At 61.9% G+C, this 15,023-nt stretch carries 16 protein-coding genes; 2 read left to right on the top strand and 14 right to left on the bottom strand.

Annotated elements, in window-relative coordinates; all coding sequences use genetic code 11:
• Positions 1-23: 23 nt before the first annotated feature.
• Positions 24-1,301: an NAD(P)/FAD-dependent oxidoreductase gene (locus AB4Z24_RS15395; RefSeq protein ID WP_441709610.1), complete on the top strand. Its 1,278-nt coding sequence runs from the start codon at positions 24-26 to the stop codon at positions 1,299-1,301.
• A gap of 6 nt (positions 1,302-1,307) precedes the next feature.
• Here the strand turns inward: AB4Z24_RS15395 and AB4Z24_RS15390 are convergent, their stop codons facing one another.
• The 7 genes from AB4Z24_RS15390 to epmA form a co-directional block, all read right to left on the bottom strand.
• The gene (locus AB4Z24_RS15390) at positions 1,308-1,949 is read right to left on the bottom strand and encodes an NrsF family protein (RefSeq protein WP_441709608.1); all 642 of its coding nucleotides are present in this window, start codon (positions 1,947-1,949) and stop codon (positions 1,308-1,310) included.
• The gene (locus AB4Z24_RS15385; protein ID WP_441709606.1) at positions 1,946-2,503 is read right to left on the bottom strand and encodes a sigma-70 family RNA polymerase sigma factor; all 558 of its coding nucleotides are present in this window, start codon (positions 2,501-2,503) and stop codon (positions 1,946-1,948) included. The genes AB4Z24_RS15390 and AB4Z24_RS15385 overlap by 4 nt, the downstream gene beginning before the upstream one ends.
• 161 nt (positions 2,504-2,664) lie before the next feature.
• Positions 2,665-3,051, bottom strand: coding sequence for a DUF3307 domain-containing protein (locus tag AB4Z24_RS15380; RefSeq protein ID WP_441709605.1), 387 nt, complete (start codon positions 3,049-3,051; stop codon positions 2,665-2,667).
• Between the two features lie 192 nt (positions 3,052-3,243).
• Positions 3,244-5,391, bottom strand: coding sequence for a molybdopterin-containing oxidoreductase family protein (locus tag AB4Z24_RS15375; protein WP_441709603.1), 2,148 nt, complete (start codon positions 5,389-5,391; stop codon positions 3,244-3,246).
• A 156-nt stretch (positions 5,392-5,547) separates the two neighbouring features.
• On the bottom strand, positions 5,548-6,618 hold the full coding sequence (locus AB4Z24_RS15370; protein ID WP_441709602.1) for a lysine-2,3-aminomutase-like protein: 1,071 nt from the start codon (positions 6,616-6,618) through the stop codon (positions 5,548-5,550).
• The gene (locus AB4Z24_RS15365; RefSeq protein ID WP_441709600.1) at positions 6,615-7,091 is read right to left on the bottom strand and encodes a GFA family protein; all 477 of its coding nucleotides are present in this window, start codon (positions 7,089-7,091) and stop codon (positions 6,615-6,617) included. The genes AB4Z24_RS15370 and AB4Z24_RS15365 overlap by 4 nt, the downstream gene beginning before the upstream one ends.
• Positions 7,092-7,124: 33 nt before the next feature.
• The gene (gene epmA, locus AB4Z24_RS15360) at positions 7,125-8,147 is read right to left on the bottom strand and encodes an EF-P lysine aminoacylase EpmA (protein WP_441709599.1); all 1,023 of its coding nucleotides are present in this window, start codon (positions 8,145-8,147) and stop codon (positions 7,125-7,127) included.
• Between the two features lie 151 nt (positions 8,148-8,298).
• Here epmA and efp point away from each other — a divergent pair, with 151 nt between their 5' ends.
• Positions 8,299-8,868 carry an elongation factor P gene (gene efp / locus AB4Z24_RS15355; protein ID WP_441709597.1) on the top strand — a complete coding sequence of 190 codons (570 nt, stop codon included), beginning with the start codon at positions 8,299-8,301 and terminating at the stop codon, positions 8,866-8,868.
• 244 nt (positions 8,869-9,112) lie between these two features.
• Here efp and AB4Z24_RS15350 read toward each other — a convergent pair whose 3' ends face one another.
• The 7 genes from AB4Z24_RS15350 to AB4Z24_RS15320 form a co-directional block, all read right to left on the bottom strand.
• Positions 9,113-9,952, bottom strand: a complete 840-nt coding sequence (locus AB4Z24_RS15350; RefSeq protein WP_441709595.1) for a transglutaminase-like domain-containing protein — start codon at positions 9,950-9,952, stop codon at positions 9,113-9,115.
• Positions 9,953-10,109: 157 nt separating this feature from the next.
• Entirely contained in the window at positions 10,110-11,321 is a 1,212-nt protein-coding gene (locus AB4Z24_RS15345) for a molybdopterin molybdotransferase MoeA (protein ID WP_441709593.1), read from the bottom strand.
• Positions 11,322-11,324: 3 nt separating this feature from the next.
• Entirely contained in the window at positions 11,325-11,819 is a 495-nt protein-coding gene (gene moaC / locus AB4Z24_RS15340) for a cyclic pyranopterin monophosphate synthase MoaC (RefSeq protein ID WP_441709592.1), read from the bottom strand.
• Positions 11,816-12,619 (bottom strand): indole-3-glycerol phosphate synthase TrpC, encoded by an 804-nt coding sequence (trpC, locus tag AB4Z24_RS15335; protein WP_441709590.1) that lies wholly within the window; start codon positions 12,617-12,619, stop codon positions 11,816-11,818. The genes moaC and trpC overlap by 4 nt, the downstream gene beginning before the upstream one ends.
• 2 nt (positions 12,620-12,621) lie before the next feature.
• Positions 12,622-13,620, bottom strand: coding sequence for an anthranilate phosphoribosyltransferase (gene trpD, locus AB4Z24_RS15330; RefSeq protein WP_441710054.1), 999 nt, complete (start codon positions 13,618-13,620; stop codon positions 12,622-12,624).
• Positions 13,621-13,674: 54 nt separating this feature from the next.
• Positions 13,675-14,271, bottom strand: coding sequence for an anthranilate synthase component II (locus tag AB4Z24_RS15325; protein WP_441709588.1), 597 nt, complete (start codon positions 14,269-14,271; stop codon positions 13,675-13,677).
• Positions 14,272-14,401: 130 nt separating this feature from the next.
• Positions 14,402-15,019: a SixA phosphatase family protein gene (locus tag AB4Z24_RS15320; protein WP_441709586.1), complete on the bottom strand. Its 618-nt coding sequence runs from the start codon at positions 15,017-15,019 to the stop codon at positions 14,402-14,404.
• Positions 15,020-15,023 lie beyond the last annotated feature (4 nt).

Raw genomic sequence — 15,023 nt, 5'->3', positions numbered from 1 at the left:
GGCGCGCTAAGCAGCGGCTTATCGTGACAGCTCAAGATTACATACGCTCGTATTACGCAGCGACCGCAAACGACCAGACGCGCTTTCCGGCGCTCGAAGGTACGGTCAAGGCGGACGTGTGCGTTATCGGCGGCGGCTTCTCGGGAGTCGCGACGGCGCTGACAATGGCCGAGCGCGGCCGCTCGGTCGTGCTGCTCGAAGCCAAGCGTATCGGTTGGGGCGCGTCGGGTCGCAACGGCGGCCAGATGATCGGCGGCATCAGCGGGGAAGCGACGATCAAGCAGCAGCTTGGCGCGGCGGGTGCAAAGCTCGTTCGCGACATTCGCTATCGCGGTCACGAGATCATCGAAGGCCGGATCCAGAAATACGGTATCGCCTGCGATCTCAAATACGGCTGGATGGAAGTTGCGGCGCGTCCGCGTCACATGGATCATATGCGCGCCTACGTCGAGGAGCGCATCAAGGATGGCGACGGCGGTGGGCTCGAGATCGTCGAAGCCGCCGGAATGCCAAGCGTGCTCGGCACCAATTCCTACTACGGCGGCTACATCGACCGGCGCAGCGGGCATTTACATCCGCTCAATCTCTGCCGGGGTGAAGCCAATGCTGCGGCGGCGCTTGGTGCGCGGATCTTCGAAAATTCCGAGGTCATCAGCCTCGGTGGCGGCGCGAAGCCCTGGGTTCAGACCGAGCGGGGCCGGGTCGAAGCGGGGTCCGTCGTCATCGGCGGGGAAATCTTCAATCGTTTCGGGCAGCGGGGGCTCAAGGGACTGATGCTGCCTGCCGGCAGCTATATCATCGCCACCGAGCCGCTAAACGGCAGCGAGATGGCGACGGTCGATCCGCAAAACCTCGCCGTCGCCGACAGCAACGTCGTGCTCGATTATTTCCGGATGTCGGCGGATCGGCGGATGCTCTTCGGCGGCCGCTGCAACTATACCAACCGCGATCCGCCGGATATCGCTGCCGTGATGCGCCCGCGTATGGTCGAGATCTATCCGCAGTTGAAGGATGCGCGGATCGAGTTTTCGTGGGGCGGGACGATCGCCATCGTGGTCAATCGCGTGCCGGCTATCGGGCGGCTCGAGCCGAACCTCTATTATCTGCAGGGGTATTCGGGGCACGGCGTCAACGCCACGCACATCGCGGCGGAAATCGTTTCGGATGCGATCTGCGGGACGACGGAGCAGTTCGATCTGTTCGATCGGATCAAGCACGTGCGGCTGCCGCTAAGCGAGGTCGCGGGCAACTACATGCTGGCGCTGGGCATGCTCTATTACCGCATTCGCGATCTGCTTTAGTTCACCTCACCAGCGCAAGAAGCGCGATCCGACGAGTGCGCCTATGGCGGTCATCAGGACGGTGCCGATCGTGTACCAGGCTGCGAGAAACAGCGGGCTGTCATCGGGGCAGTGGCTGGCGTAGAGCGTCGCCGCGATGCCTGCGGATAGCAGGCCTCCGACGGCTCCTGCGATCGCCGGGTTCGCCGGGCCGCCCTGATGGAGCGCATAGAGCACGGCCGCCAACGGTGCCAACGATAGAAGCGGGATGACGATGAGGCACGCCATGGAGTTCTGGCCGATCATCCGCGCGTGCCACTGATCAGCGGGCACAGAGACCAGCTCGAGGAGAATGGCGATTAGAAGCAGCGCGGGCGCCAGCGCCAGCCACCAGAGTTTCTTGCCGGGCTCAAAATCCGGTCGCGACAGTCCGCGAACGAGGACGTAAGCGGGAATTGCAAGGCTCAGAGTCAGCACGAATTTGAAGACGAAGCGAAGCGAAGACACCATCGATTCCGCAAAGTTGTCACGAACGCCAAGCACCCAGAGAAAGAACAGGGCGGAGATCAAGGCGCCTATTCCGACCGCGATCGCAACCGTCCGGGCAATCGGCGGCTCGACGCTTTTGGCATCGGCAGCAAGGGCATTGATTAGGTCGTCCGTCTTCATAATTTCTTCTCTTGATAGGTATCGGCAAGCGCCTTCAGACTTCGGTGCAACGCGACGCGAACGGCGACTTCGCTCATTCCAAGGCGCTGGGCGACGTCGCGGGCCGATTGCCCGTCGATGCTGATCGATTGGACGATGTCGCGGTTCTTGCCGGAAAGGCGGCCGAGGACACGCTCGACATCGTGGGCATCGATCGAAGCCTGCTGATCTTCGCCTTCGAATTCGAATTCACTCAGATCCACCGGAACTTCGGGCCGACGGCCTCGACGCCGCAGGTCGTCGATCATCTTGTTGCGGACAATCGCAATCACCCACGGGCCGAGCGACATCGTCTGGTCCCAAGTGTGCCGCTTCAGATGGATCGCGAGCAGCGCGTCTTGCACCACGTCCTCCACATCTTCGCGCGGGACGCCGACGCCCGCGAAGCCTCGGCGGACCACGCCTCTCAAGACCGGCGAAAGCTCGGACAGCAGCCGGCGATAGGCTGCTTGATCGCCCGCAATTGCGGAGCGCATCAAGTCGGTCCACTCAGCGTCGCGAGCCTTCCGGTCCAAAATTACGCCTTCTCAGTTGTCTTCGACGGCTGGCGGAGGAATGTTACGTGCGACCAAATATTATTAATGCGATGTCCAGGTCGGCACGCCGATCCGCTCGCTCTGCCGCATATGGCAGGGGCGGGACATAGTGCGCAAGATGCGAAAAACAGCGCGCCGGGTCAGCCGGGAGGCAGCCAGATCCAGAGGATGGCGACATAGGTGAGGCCATGCAGCAGCTGATCGAGTCCAAGCGCCCACCAGAAGTATTTGTCCTTAGGCGTCCAACCTTCGCGGCGGACGATTTGCTCTTTCGTCCAGTCGATATGATAGTGAAGGACGAATTCCCCGGCGAGCAGGGCGGCCGCGAGGCCCAGGCCACCGCCCGGAAAAAGCAAAAAGACAGGCGCTGTCAACAGGATGTGGATGAGCGCATGCCAGAGCCCGCCCGGCGCGCCGTAGGATCCTTTCTGGCGGAAGATCAGGTCCGTCTGCAGGATAAAATCGGCGACCGCGTGCTTGACGAGAAGATATGTGATCGCGGCCAGCGCCGCGTGAACGGGTGACATGGGCTTCCATCGCTGCCTAGCCGGCAATCAGAGCGCCCGGTCGTTCCGGAAGTTCGCTGCTGGTTGCCAACCTACTTCCCCGGGGTCTTTTTAGCCTAATAGGGTTCCGGGAGATGTCACCTAGGGAACAGCGGTCTGCACAACTGGGTGCCGTGCAGACCTATTTTCCTGTTTGACGAGAATTGCGCCGTTTTAGTTCACGCGCAGAACTTCGACGAGATTGTCCGAGAACGTCGGGGCGCGGCCGAGGCCGCTCCAGGCGTCGGACGAGATGGAGTTCACCGACCCGTCAGAGCGGTTGAGCGACCGCCAATAGCCGAGTGTCGCGACGACGATGCCGGGCGTGACGTCATCCGTCACACGCGCGACGCCTTCGAAGTCGCCACGCTCGTTCTGCACGCGGACCGGATCGCCTTCGCGGATGTTCCGCTTCGCGGCATCGACCGGCGAAATCATGACGAACTGCTCGCCTTGGATTTTAATCTTGTGTGGCTCGTTGGCGTAGCACGAGTTCAGGAAGGCGTGGCTCTTCGGTGAGATGATGTTGAGCGGATAGCGCTTTGCCAGTTCCGGGTTGGTCTCCGGAGATTCGCGAACCGGCACATAGCCGGGCAGCGGATCGACAGGCTCGCCCGATTGCTCACCCTCGTACATGGCCCGGAAGGGACCGGCGACGAAGTTCTTTGCATCGTGCAGCAGGAACTCGACCTTGCCTGACGGCGTCGGGAACTTGCCCTCGCTGTGCGGCGTGCGCGTGTCCGCGGAGCCGACATCGATTTTGTAGTACCCGTGCTTCTTGAAGTACTCCATGTCGACGCCGCCCATCTTGGGGTCGGTCCAGTTGATGTATTCGGCGCAGAGCTCGCTGTCGGTCATTTTGAAGACGGGGTCGTCGAAGCCCATCTCCTTGGCGAGCAGGCGCCACATCTCGCTCGTCGGCTTGCATTCGCCGGGCGGGTCGACCGCCTTCTCATTGTACGTCAAATAGAAGTGGCCCCACGACCACATCATGTCCTCGGCCTCGCCCGCCATGGCGGACGGCAGGATGATATCGGCATATTTCGCCGTGTCGGTGATGAAGTGTTCGGCAACGACCGTGAACAGGTCTTCGCGCTTCAACCCTTCGACGATCTTGTTGGTCTCGGGCGACTGGCTGACGGGATTGGTGCAGAAGACGAACATGCTCTTGATCGGCGGATCGAGCTTCATCTCGCCGTTGAGCGCCTGGCCGAGCCGCAGATTGTTGACGACGCGCGTGCCGGGCTGGATCCAGTCAGGCCGTGCGGCCTTCACCCAATCGATCGGGAAGTCCCACAGCGGCAATTGCAGCATGCCGCCGCCGACGTGTCTCCACGAACCGCAGACTGCCGGGATGGCGTAAACCGCACGCGCGGCCTGCGCGCCGCCTGCCGAGCGCTCGATCGCAACGCCAATGCGGATGGCGGACGGCTGCGAGGTCGCGAATTCGCGCGCGAACTTGGCGATGTCGGCGGCTTTGACTCCGGTGACGCGCTCGACGTAATCGAGCGTGAAATCAGCCGCTCGGGCTTTGAGCTCGGGGAAGCCGTGCGTGTGATTATCGACGTAGTCCTGGTCGATCAGGCCTTGCTCGACCATCGAATTGATGATGCCGAGCGCCAGCGCTCCGTCGGTGCCGGGCTTCGGGCAAATGTGCCAGTCGCCTGCCTTTGCGGTGCGGGACTTGTAGGAGTCGACGACGACCACCTTGGCTCCGCGCTTCTGCGCTTCGAGCACGAAGGGCCAATGATGCAGGTTCGTCGAGATCGAATTGCAGGCCCAGATCACGATGTACTTGCTGTGCACGAAGCTTTCCGGGTCGACGCCGCCGGTGGGCCCGTGCGTCAGAAGCCACGCGGTCGACGAACCCGACGTGCAGTAGGTCTTCTCGTTCACCGTCGAGCCGAGGCGGTTGAAGAATGGGTCGCCGGAGTTGATGCCCTGCACGAGGCCCATATTGCCAAGGTAGCTTTGCGGCATGATCGCCTGAGCGCCGTACTTCGCGATGATCTCGCGCCAACGCGTGCCGATCTCGGAGATCGCCTCGTCCCAGGTGATGCGTTCGAAGTTGTTGCCGCCATTTGGACCCGAACCCTTCGGGCCGACGCGGCGGAGTGGATACATCAACCGATCCGGGTTGACGTGATGATCGGCGAAATCCTTGAGCTTCACACACAGACCGCCGCGGGTGATGGGGTGGTCTTTGTTGCCGCGAACATCGACCAGCCGGCCGTCCTTGACCTCGTAGATCATTGCGCATGTGTCGGGGCAATCGTGCGGACACGCACCGAAAAACTTTTCGCGGGCTGGTTCGTCGTTCATTCACTTCCTCCAGTGGATGCCAGCCGTTTTCCGGCCTGTTCTGATGCGGCAATCTGGCATCGAATTGGGGGAGCGTCCAATCGAAAGAGCGTCTGATCAACCTCTAAGGGCGAGCTTGGCCGCAGTCGGGCATTTTGCCCAGATAAGCTATAGTTTTCAGGGAATATCGGGTGTGGCGCAGGCATCCTCATAGCGATGATTTCTGCCGTCGCGGTCGGTGAACGTGTTGATGCCGTCATCGTCCGCTCCAGAGTGGCGTTCGATTGGTACCTTGCCGAAAGCGCCGGGGAGATCGAGAACGTAGGTTGGAAGCGCCAAGCCTGAGATCCGCTGGCGCAAAGCGGCCATCAAGGCGCGTCCTTCGGCGATGGTCGTGCGGAAGTGCGCGGTGCCTGGCGCCAAGTCGCCGTGATGGAGATAGTAGGGCTTCACCCGTAGCTCGACGAGGCGGCGCATGAGGGCTTCGAGCGTCTCGACATTGTCGTTGACGCCCTTCAGCAGCACGGTCTGGCTGACGAGGGGGAGGCCCGCATCGGCGAGACGGGCAATCGCTTGGCTTGCCGGGCCTTCGAGTTCGCGCACGTGGTTCGTGTGTAGGCCGACGAAAACTGTCTTCGCCGTCGCTTTCAAGGCCGCGATGAGTTCGTCGCTGACGCGCTCGGGATCAACGACGGGCACACGCGTATGCCACCGCAGAATTTTGACGTGCGGGATCGCGGATAAAGCCGTGGTCACTTCGCGGATGCGACGCGGCGAGAGGATAAACGGATCGCCTCCCGTCAATATGACTTCCCAGATGTTCGGGTTGACGGCGATGTAGTCCAGGGCTGCCGCAAGGTCGTCGGCTGACAGCGTTTCACCGTTCGCGGGACCGACCATTTCGCGGCGGAAGCAGAAACGGCAATAGACGGGGCAGACACTCGCAATCTTCAGCAGAACGCGGTCCGCATACCGGTGCACGATCCCGGGCACCGGGCTCTTGAGGCGATCGCCTATCGGATCGGCTTCCTCCCTCGGATGCGTCGTAAGTTCATCGACGCTCGGGACGAACTGGCGGGCAATAGGATCATCGGCTGCGGTCGGATTGATCAGGTTCGCGACGTCGGGTGTCAGGGCGACGGCATAGCGCACAGAGACATCCATCAACGCATCGCGCTCGTTGTCCGGAACGAGTTTTGCTGCGATCAGATCATCGATGGACGTGAGCTTCTTGTCGATGAGCGTCATTTCGGCGGCCAAACATGGGTGTCGTGGTCGGGGTGCTGATAGGAAACGAGCGATTTCAGAAAAAGTGCCGCGTTTGCATCCGCCAGGGTGTCGCGCCCGGGAAGAGTGGGAATTTCGTCCGTAAAGGGAAGCTTGCCTTCGACGCCCCACTGGATTTTCGGCGCGAGGCCGGTTGGGTCGTCGAATGCGCCGATGGCGAGGGCGACACCATCGGGCGCTTCATAGGTCAGCGGCGTGCCGCAATCCGCGCAGAAGCCGCGTTGCGCGGCGTTCGACGATTGAAATTTCTTTGGCTGTCCGCGCGTCCAAATGAGTTCGGCGCCCCGTACGCTGACGAGGGGTGCATAAAGCGATCCGAATGCCTTCTGGCACATCCGGCAGTGACAGACGGAGGCGTCGGCGAGCGTGCCCTCGACACGAAAGCGGACCGCTCCGCATTGGCATCCGCCGCTATGCGTCTCTTTGGAAGACATCGGTCATTCGTTCCTTTCGCCGGTGCTCAATTCTCAGGTGCTCAAGGGCGTCCAGATAACTTGATCGACCCGCTCGGCGCCCGTTGCAAGCATGGCGAGACGATCGAAGCCGAGGGCACATCCGGAAGCCGGCGGCATTTCGCTCAGCGCCGCGAGAAAATCCTCGTCGAGCGGATAACGTTCGCCATAGATGCGCTGTTTCTCGGTCATCCAGGTTTCGAAGCGACGGCGCTGCTCGGCCGCATCGGTCAATTCGCCGAAGCCGTTCGCCAGTTCAACGCCGCAGGCGTAAAGCTCGAAGCGCTCGGCGACCTTTGGATTGTCCGGCACGGGGCGGGCGAGCGCCGCTTCCTGGACCGGGTATTCATAGAGGATCGTGGGAACGGGCGTTCCCAGATCGGGCTCGATCTTTTCGACGAGGACGCGGCTGAACACATCCGTCCAGGTATCGTCGGGCTCGCAGCGGATGCCGGCGGTTTCTGCGCGCCGCATGAGCTGATCTCGGTCCGCGCCGTTCAGAGTGACACCCGCCAGCCTTGCAAATGCCTGATCGAGGGTGACGCGGTCGAATAGAGCGCGTGGATCGCAGGTTTTGTCGCGATAGGTCCAAGGCGCATGTCCGGTTGCCTCGGCGGCGATCGTCAGAATGGCGGCGCAATCCTCCCAAAGCGTCTGGTAGGGCTCGTTCGCCCGATACCATTCGAGCATGGTGAATTCGGGCGCGTGGAGGTTTCCCTGCTCGCGATTGCGGAAGACGGGGGCGAAGGCGAATATTTTCGTTTCCCCGGCCGCGAGAAGCTTTTTCATCGCAAATTCGGGGGAGGTATGCAGATAAAGTTCCCGGGTTCCAAGATCAGTCCGGATCAGGTCGGTCCGAAACGCATGAAGATGCGTCTCGTTACCGGGGGAAACCTGCAACAGGCCCGGTTCGACTTCTAGAAACCCTTGCGAAAGAAACCAACTTCTTATCGCGGTCTTGATGCGGCCCCGGCCAATGAGAAAAGGCCTGCGGTCGGCATGGCGATCGGGTCGCCACCAGGGGGAAAGCTGCGACATGCTTGCAAATTGAGGGTTGGGCACAGGGTTGCCGCACTTGGCGGCAAACAACTAAGCGGGTATGAGACGCGACAGATTCCCTGAAGGCTTCCGCCGGCCGGCCGCCCCATGAGGCGGCCGTAGCGCATGGATTAATGATCGGAGACGTTACGTGGTGAAGGTTATCGCAAGCTCGGTCCGCAAAGGCAATGTGCTCGATCTCGATGGCAGGCTTGCCGTCGTGATGCACGCCGAAAACATCCATCCGGGCAAGGGCACGCCCGTCACGCACCTCGAAATGCGCCGCATCGCCGACGGCGTGAAGCTTGTCGAGCGCTACCGCACGACGGATCAGGTCGAGCGCGCCTACCTCGACGAAAAAGACTTTAATTATCTTTATGAAGACGACATGGGCTTCAACTTCATGCAGCCCGAAACCTTCGACCAGATCACCATTCCGAAGGACATTCTCGGCGACAGCGGCCAGTGGCTGCAGGAAGGCATGACGTGCCTCGTTTCGCTGCACGAAGGCAATCCTATTTCGGTCGAGCTACCGCAGCGCGTAACATTTGAAATTGTCGAAGCGGACCCCGTCGTCAAAGGGCAGACGGCGTCGTCGTCCTATAAGCCAGCGAAGCTTTCGAACGGGGCTCGCGTGATGGTACCCCCGCACATCGGCGCGGGAACGCGGGTCGTCGTCATGACGGCTGACGGTTCCTACGTCGAACGCGCGAAGGACTAAACGCCCATCCCCTCATCCGGCCTTCGGCCACCTTCTCCCCAAGGGAGAAGGAAGGAGGAAGCTTTTCCTCTCCCAGGACGGGAGGGGATGCCCGTCGAGTCGGAGGCTGACCTTCGGCGAGGTGGGCAGGTGAAGGACTTGATGCGCGACGAGGAGGTCTGCGCAAGCCCCTCATCCGCCCCTGCGGGGCACCTTCTCCCGAAGGGAGAAGGAAGGAGGGTTTCCCGGGACGGGACGGAAGATCTTAGGCGGCTCGGGAGGTCAGTTGCTCCGCGCGCTGCGGGGCAACTTCCTCGCAGATGACTTTGAATTCTCCCAGATAGTGCTGGCCGAACGATGTGATCATTGCCACATCGGCGGCATCGCGTCCGCGTGCGATGACGATGCGACCGATCCGCGGCTTGTTATGGCGCGCATCGAACGTCACCCAGCGGTGATCGATGTAGGCTTCGAACCAGGCGCTGAAGTCCATCGGCGCCGGGTCGGGCGGCACGCCGATATCGCCCAAATAGCCATTCACGTATGCGGCCGGAATGTTGAGGCAGCGGCAGAACGATATCGCGAGATGCGCGAAATCGCGGCAAACGCCGATGCGTTCCTTATAGGCCTCGGCGGCGGTGCGGGTGGAGCGCGCGGCCTGATAATCGAACTTGATGTGGTTGTGAACGAAGTCGCAGATCGCTTTGACGCGTGCGTATCCGGGAGGCACGTTACCGAAGAGCTGCCAGGCGAGCGGCGTCAGCTCGTCGGTTTCGCAATAGCGGCTGCCGCTCAAGTAATGCATCGCATAGTTCGGCAGATCGGCGACGGGAATTTCGCGAGCGTTGAACGGCTGCTCTTCGAGAACTCCTAAATCGCGGACGACGGCGCGATAGCTGAGTTTTAGTGGCCCTGTCGGGGCGACGAGCCGCTGCGTCCGGTTTCCGTAGAGATCAAGCCCGTGCTCGAGCGGAATGTCGGGAACGCTCAGCGCGTCCTCATAAATGATATCGCGCCGGCGGCTCGGATGGACGTCGAGAAGCAAAAGAAGCGGGGTCGGCGCGGAAAGCTGCAAACCGATTTCATAACCCACGTGAATGAGCATCTACGTTGCCCTCGGCCCGAGTACTGAAACTGAAAAACGCCGAGGTTGGCTCGAATGTTCCAGGGACGAGTTACGAAATCGCGGGAATATCGTGGAAAATCCGATGTGCTATGGAATTTTCGTTCGTGTGCAGCGGATTTTTCGCGGTGTGGACGCGTCAAATATCGAGCTTCAGAACTTTCACCGGCGTTCCCGCGCTCTGAGCGGGCGCGTCGGCCGGTACCACAACGAGACAATCGGCGCGCTGCAGGGATTTGATCAATCCGCTGTCCTGGCTTTTGAACGGCGTCACTCGGGGCGGAGCGGAGCTCATATCCAATAGTCCGCGCATGTAGTGTTGGCGTGGCCCGTTCGCTGGAATCGGTTCGGCGAGCACGGCTTCGATTGCTTGGAATGGCGTTTCCCGTCCGAGCAGGCGGCCGATGAGGGGCACGAGGAAGACACGTGCGCAGATCATCGACGAAACCGGGTTTCCGGGAAGGCCAAGGCAGTATTGCGTCTTGCCGTCCGCGGCACGCAATCCGAAGAACAACGGCTTTCCCGGACGCATTGCGATCTTGTAGAATTCCAGTTTCGCGCCAGCCTTTTCGAGCGCCGGGCGGACCAGATCGTGATCGCCGACGGAAGCTCCGCCGCTCGTGACGAGGATGTCAGCTCCGGCGGCGGCGCTGATGCGATCTTCGAGCGAAGCAAATGTGTCGCGCGCAATTCCAAGAAAGCGGGCTTCGCCACCGGCCGCTTCCACGACCGCCGCGAGGCCGTAAGCATTCGATGCCGATATCTGTCCAGGTCCGAGCGGGTTCCCGGGCGAAACGAGTTCATCGCCCGTCGACAGGATGGCGACGACCGGCTTCCGGACGACCGGAAGTTTTCCGTGACCCGAGGAGGCGCCGATCAACACGTCGCGTGCGGTCAGACAGCGGCCAGCTTCGATCAGGACGTCGTCCTTCCGGAAGTCCTCGCCTTGGGGCCTGATGTTGGCGCCAACGGATGCGGTCTCGCGCACCGTGATGGTCGGTCCCGATGCGTCGACGTTTTCTTGGATGACGATGGCGTCGGCGCCGTCGGGAACGCTACCGCCCGTGAAGATGCGAATTGCTTCACCCTTGCGAAGTGCGCCGGTGAACGGCCGGCCGGCGCCAGCCTCTCCTACGACGTTCAGCGACACCGGAACGCTGGCGACGTCCTCCGCGCGCACGGCGTAGCCATCCATCGCGGAGGCGTCGAACGGCGGATTGTTGAGCTTGGAAACGACTGGCGACGCGAGGGTTCGGCCGCGCGCCTGAAGAAGATCGACGTCTTCCGTCTCGAGTGTCGTCGCGACATCCAGAATGCGCGTCAGCGCTTCGGCGACGGGCAGCAGCGACATGTGTCAAGCGCCTCCGGCGCGCTCGCTAGAACGATACGCGCCCGATTTGCCGCCGTCCTTTTCGATGAGCCGGACGCCTTCGATCGTCATTGCTTTGTCGGCGGCTTTCAGCATGTCGTATAGCGTCAGGCAGGCGACCGATACGGCGGTCAATGCTTCCATCTCAACACCGGTCTGACCCGAGACTTTCACTTCCGCCTTTACGTGGATGCCGGGTGGTGACTGGGAAAGTGTGAAGTCAACCGTCGCCTTGGTGATCGCGAGCGGATGGCAAAGCGGGATCAGCTCATGCGTGCGCTTGGCGGCCATGATGCCGGCGATGCGGGCCGTGCCGATGACGTCGCCTTTGTGGGCTTCGCCCGCTTCGACGAGTTTCAGCGTGGCAGGCTGCATGGCGACGAAGCCTTCGGCGACGGCGCGGCGGGCTGTCGAGGTCTTCTCCGAGACATCGACCATCCGGGCTTCGCCCTTTTCGTTGATGTGGGAGAGCTTGGTCATGACGTTGTGGTGGGCTGAAGCAGGGCCTTCGTCGCAGCAGTTACATCGGCTTGCCGCATCAGGCTTTCGCCGACGAGGAACGTCGCGACGCCGACCTTGGAGAGCCGGGCGATGTCGGAAGGGGTGAAGATGCCACTTTCACCGACGACGATTCTTCCGGCGGGAATTTGCGGCGCAAGTTCTTCGGTCGTCTCGAGCTTCACGTCGAAGGTCTTGAGATTGCGATTGTTGATGCCGATGAGACGGCAATCGAGTTTCAGCGCCCGCTCAAGTTCCGCTGCATCGTGGACCTCGGCGATGGCGTCCATGCCCCAGTCGTTGGCTGCTGAGGCGAGGTCGTGGGCGGTCGCGTCGTCGACTTCGGCGAGGATGATCAAGATGCAGTCGGCGCCCCAGGCGCGCGCCTCGGCGACCTGGTAGGTGTCGATCATGAAGTCCTTGCGCAGGACGGGCAGCGATGTGGCTTCGCGCGCCGCTGTCAAGAATTCGGGTGCGCCTTGAAATGACGGACGGTCGGTGAGGATAGACAGGCAAGCCGCGCCGCCTTCCTCATAAGCCTTGGCGAGCGCCGGGGGATCGAAGTCGGCGCGGATGAGGCCCTTCGAGGGCGATGCCTTTTTGATTTCGGCGATCAGTGCCGGCTGCTTTTTCTGATGTTTCGCTTCGATGGCACCGGCGAAGGAACGCACCTTCGGCGCGGAGCGCGCATATTCGGCGATGACGCGGAGGGGCTTCAGCGTTTTGGCGCGCGCGACCTCTTCGCGCTTATAGGCCGTGATCTTGTCGAGGATGTCAGCCATCTTCAAACCCGCTCGTTGGTGACGGCGACAAGCCGGTCGAGGGCGCGTGCGGCTCGTCCGGTATCGATCGATGCTTCCGCCTTCTCGATCCCGTCCGGCAGGCCATCGGCTTTGCCGGCGACGACGAGTGCTGCGGCGGCATTCAGTACGACGATATCGCGATAGGGGCCCATTTCGCCCTGCAGGAGCGCGTGAATGGCGGCCGCGTTGGTCGCCGCATCGCCGCCCTTCAGCGCCTCGATATCGCTGCGTGCAAGGCCTGCGTCTTCCGGCGTCAGCTCGAAAGCGAAGATATCGCCATCCTTCAGCTCCGCGACGTGGGTGACGCCGGTTGTCGTCAGTTCGTCCATGCCGTCGGCGCCGTGGACGACCCATGCATGGACCGAGCCGAGCTTTCGGAGAACTTCCGCGATCGGCTCGACAAGCTTGCGGTCATAGACGCCGAGGACTTGCCGCGTGACGCGCGCCGGATTGCAGAGAGGTCCGAGCAGATTGAAAATCGTCCGCAGTCCAAGGTCGGCGCGGATCGGCGCCCACGTCTTGAACCCCGGATGATAAAGCGGTGCCCAGAGGAAGCCGACGCCGGCGTCGGCTATCGCGCGCGAAACGACGACGGGCGGAACGTCGAGCTTGACGCCAAGGGCCGCGAGAACGTCGGAGGCGCCCGAAAGCGATGTGACGGCGCGGTTGCCGTGCTTCGCAACGATCGCACCGGCTCCGGCAGCGACGAACGTCGCGGCCGTCGAGATATTATAAGTGCCGCGGCTGTCGCCGCCCGTACCGACGATGTCGATGGCGCCCGGCGGTGCATCGACGGTCGTCATGCGTCCGCGCATGAATTTCGCGGCGCCCGTGATTTCTTCCGTGGTTTCGCCGCGGACGCGCAGCCCCATGAGGAACGCGCCCATCGCAACCGGCGGAGCGATGCCGGACATCAACAGATCGAGCGCCTGCTGCATGCCCTCATCGCCGAGGGTTTCGCCATCGGCAATGCGATTCATGAGGCTCTTCAGTTCGCGAGCCGGATTGGCAACGGTTGCTGCGGTTGTCACGGGTCAGGCCGCCTTACGGCTTTTCGGTGAGAAGCCAGCCAGCGAAAGGAAATTGGCAAGGAGCGCGTGGCCCTGCTCGGACGCGATGCTTTCGGGGTGGAACTGAACGCCGTGGACGGGATGCGTCTTGTGCTGCAGCCCCATGATTATACCGTCGTCCGTTTCAGCCGTGACCTCGAGGCTCTCGGGGAGCGTCGCGCGGTCAACGATGAGCGAGTGATAGCGCGTGATGTCGAAGCGCGGCGGCAAGCCTTTGAATATACCCTTGCCGGTGTTGGAGATCGTCGACAGTTTCCCATGCATCGGAGCGGGAGCGCGAATGACGTTGCCGCCGTAGGCTTGTCCAATCGCCTGATGGCCGAGGCAGACGCCGAGCAGCGGAATAGTGGGCCCGGCCTTCTTGATGAGGTCGAGGCAAACGCCGGCTTCGTTCGGCGTGCACGGGCCGGGCGACAGCACGATCGCCTGAGGCTTCTTCGCGAGCACTTCGTCGGCTGAAATCTTGTCGTTGCGAATGACGACGCTTTCGGCCCCCAGCTCGCCCAGGTAATGGACGAGATTGTAGGTGAAGCTATCGTAGTTATCGATCAGGATCAGCATATTGGCCCTTGGTCTGCCGGCGCGCATTCAATGCGGACTTAAGCCCTTCTAGCAGACCCCGGACGCACCGCGACACGGAAAATATGGCCCTCGAACGGCTTGTTTCAACGCGGGACGGGGTTTCGGCGTTTCACGCCCGGTCGCGGGGGGTGACAAACGCTTCGAGGTGGCCCGATGCCGGCGTCAGGTCGCGCCAAGCGACCTGCGGGAAGGAGAACGTCGCGAGCGCGGCGGTTGGAAACTTATCTTCCAGTCGCGATATCGACTTGGCGTCGCCGGTGCCCGCCAGCATCAGCGCGAGGCCGTGCATGCCAGGATTGTGGCCGATCATCAGCACTTTTTTGACGCCGACCGGAACGGCTTTCAGACGTGAGAGAAGTGTCTCTTGGCTTGTTAGATACAACTGTTCGTCGAACGTCACTTCGGCGTCTTTAACGAATGGTGAGATCAGCGTCAGCGTTTCTTGGGTTCGCTTCGCCGGAGAGCAAAGGATGCGGTCGGGCGCGAAATTCAGTTCCTGCAGAACCGCTCCCATGACCGGCGCGGCGGTGCGCCCCCGGTCGTTCAGGGGACGGTCGAAATCGTCGATGTCCTTCGCTTCCCAGCTTGATTTGGCGTGGCGGAGGAGGGCAAGAGAAAGCATTGCGGCCTTGGGCTGGCGTTGCGCGACGAACGGACCATATAACAGGCCGTCGATGCCGTTAAGCGATAGGCCATAGATTCGCGCTGCCGTGATGACAAGGTCCATCCGC

The organism is Hyphomicrobium sp. 2TAF46, from assembly GCF_052114865.1.
GTDB lineage: Bacteria > Pseudomonadota > Alphaproteobacteria > Rhizobiales > Hyphomicrobiaceae > Hyphomicrobium_B.
The sequence above is the reverse complement of the archived record's forward strand: the minus strand, read 5'-3'. Positions and strand labels throughout refer to the sequence as shown.

Excerpts from the sequence above, each read along its gene's own strand:
- AB4Z24_RS15390 (WP_441709608.1), bottom strand. The coding sequence starts at position 1,949 with ATGAAGACGGACGACCTAATCAATGCCCTTGCTGCCGATGCCAAAAGC.
- AB4Z24_RS15380 (WP_441709605.1), bottom strand. The coding sequence starts at position 3,051 with ATGTCACCCGTTCACGCGGCGCTGGCCGCGATCACATATCTTCTCGTC.
- AB4Z24_RS15375 (WP_441709603.1), bottom strand. The coding sequence starts at position 5,391 with ATGAACGACGAACCAGCCCGCGAAAAGTTTTTCGGTGCGTGTCCGCAC.
- AB4Z24_RS15370 (WP_441709602.1), bottom strand. The coding sequence starts at position 6,618 with ATGACGCTCATCGACAAGAAGCTCACGTCCATCGATGATCTGATCGCA.
- AB4Z24_RS15365 (WP_441709600.1), bottom strand. The coding sequence starts at position 7,091 with ATGTCTTCCAAAGAGACGCATAGCGGCGGATGCCAATGCGGAGCGGTC.
- epmA (WP_441709599.1), bottom strand. The coding sequence starts at position 8,147 with ATGTCGCAGCTTTCCCCCTGGTGGCGACCCGATCGCCATGCCGACCGC.
- AB4Z24_RS15350 (WP_441709595.1), bottom strand. The coding sequence starts at position 9,952 with ATGCTCATTCACGTGGGTTATGAAATCGGTTTGCAGCTTTCCGCGCCG.
- AB4Z24_RS15345 (WP_441709593.1), bottom strand. The coding sequence starts at position 11,321 with ATGTCGCTGCTGCCCGTCGCCGAAGCGCTGACGCGCATTCTGGATGTC.
- moaC (WP_441709592.1), bottom strand. The coding sequence starts at position 11,819 with ATGACCAAGCTCTCCCACATCAACGAAAAGGGCGAAGCCCGGATGGTC.
- trpC (WP_441709590.1), bottom strand. The coding sequence starts at position 12,619 with ATGGCTGACATCCTCGACAAGATCACGGCCTATAAGCGCGAAGAGGTC.
- trpD (WP_441710054.1), bottom strand. The coding sequence starts at position 13,620 with ATGAATCGCATTGCCGATGGCGAAACCCTCGGCGATGAGGGCATGCAG.
- AB4Z24_RS15325 (WP_441709588.1), bottom strand. The coding sequence starts at position 14,271 with ATGCTGATCCTGATCGATAACTACGATAGCTTCACCTACAATCTCGTC.
- AB4Z24_RS15320 (WP_441709586.1), bottom strand. The coding sequence starts at position 15,019 with ATGGACCTTGTCATCACGGCAGCGCGAATCTATGGCCTATCGCTTAAC.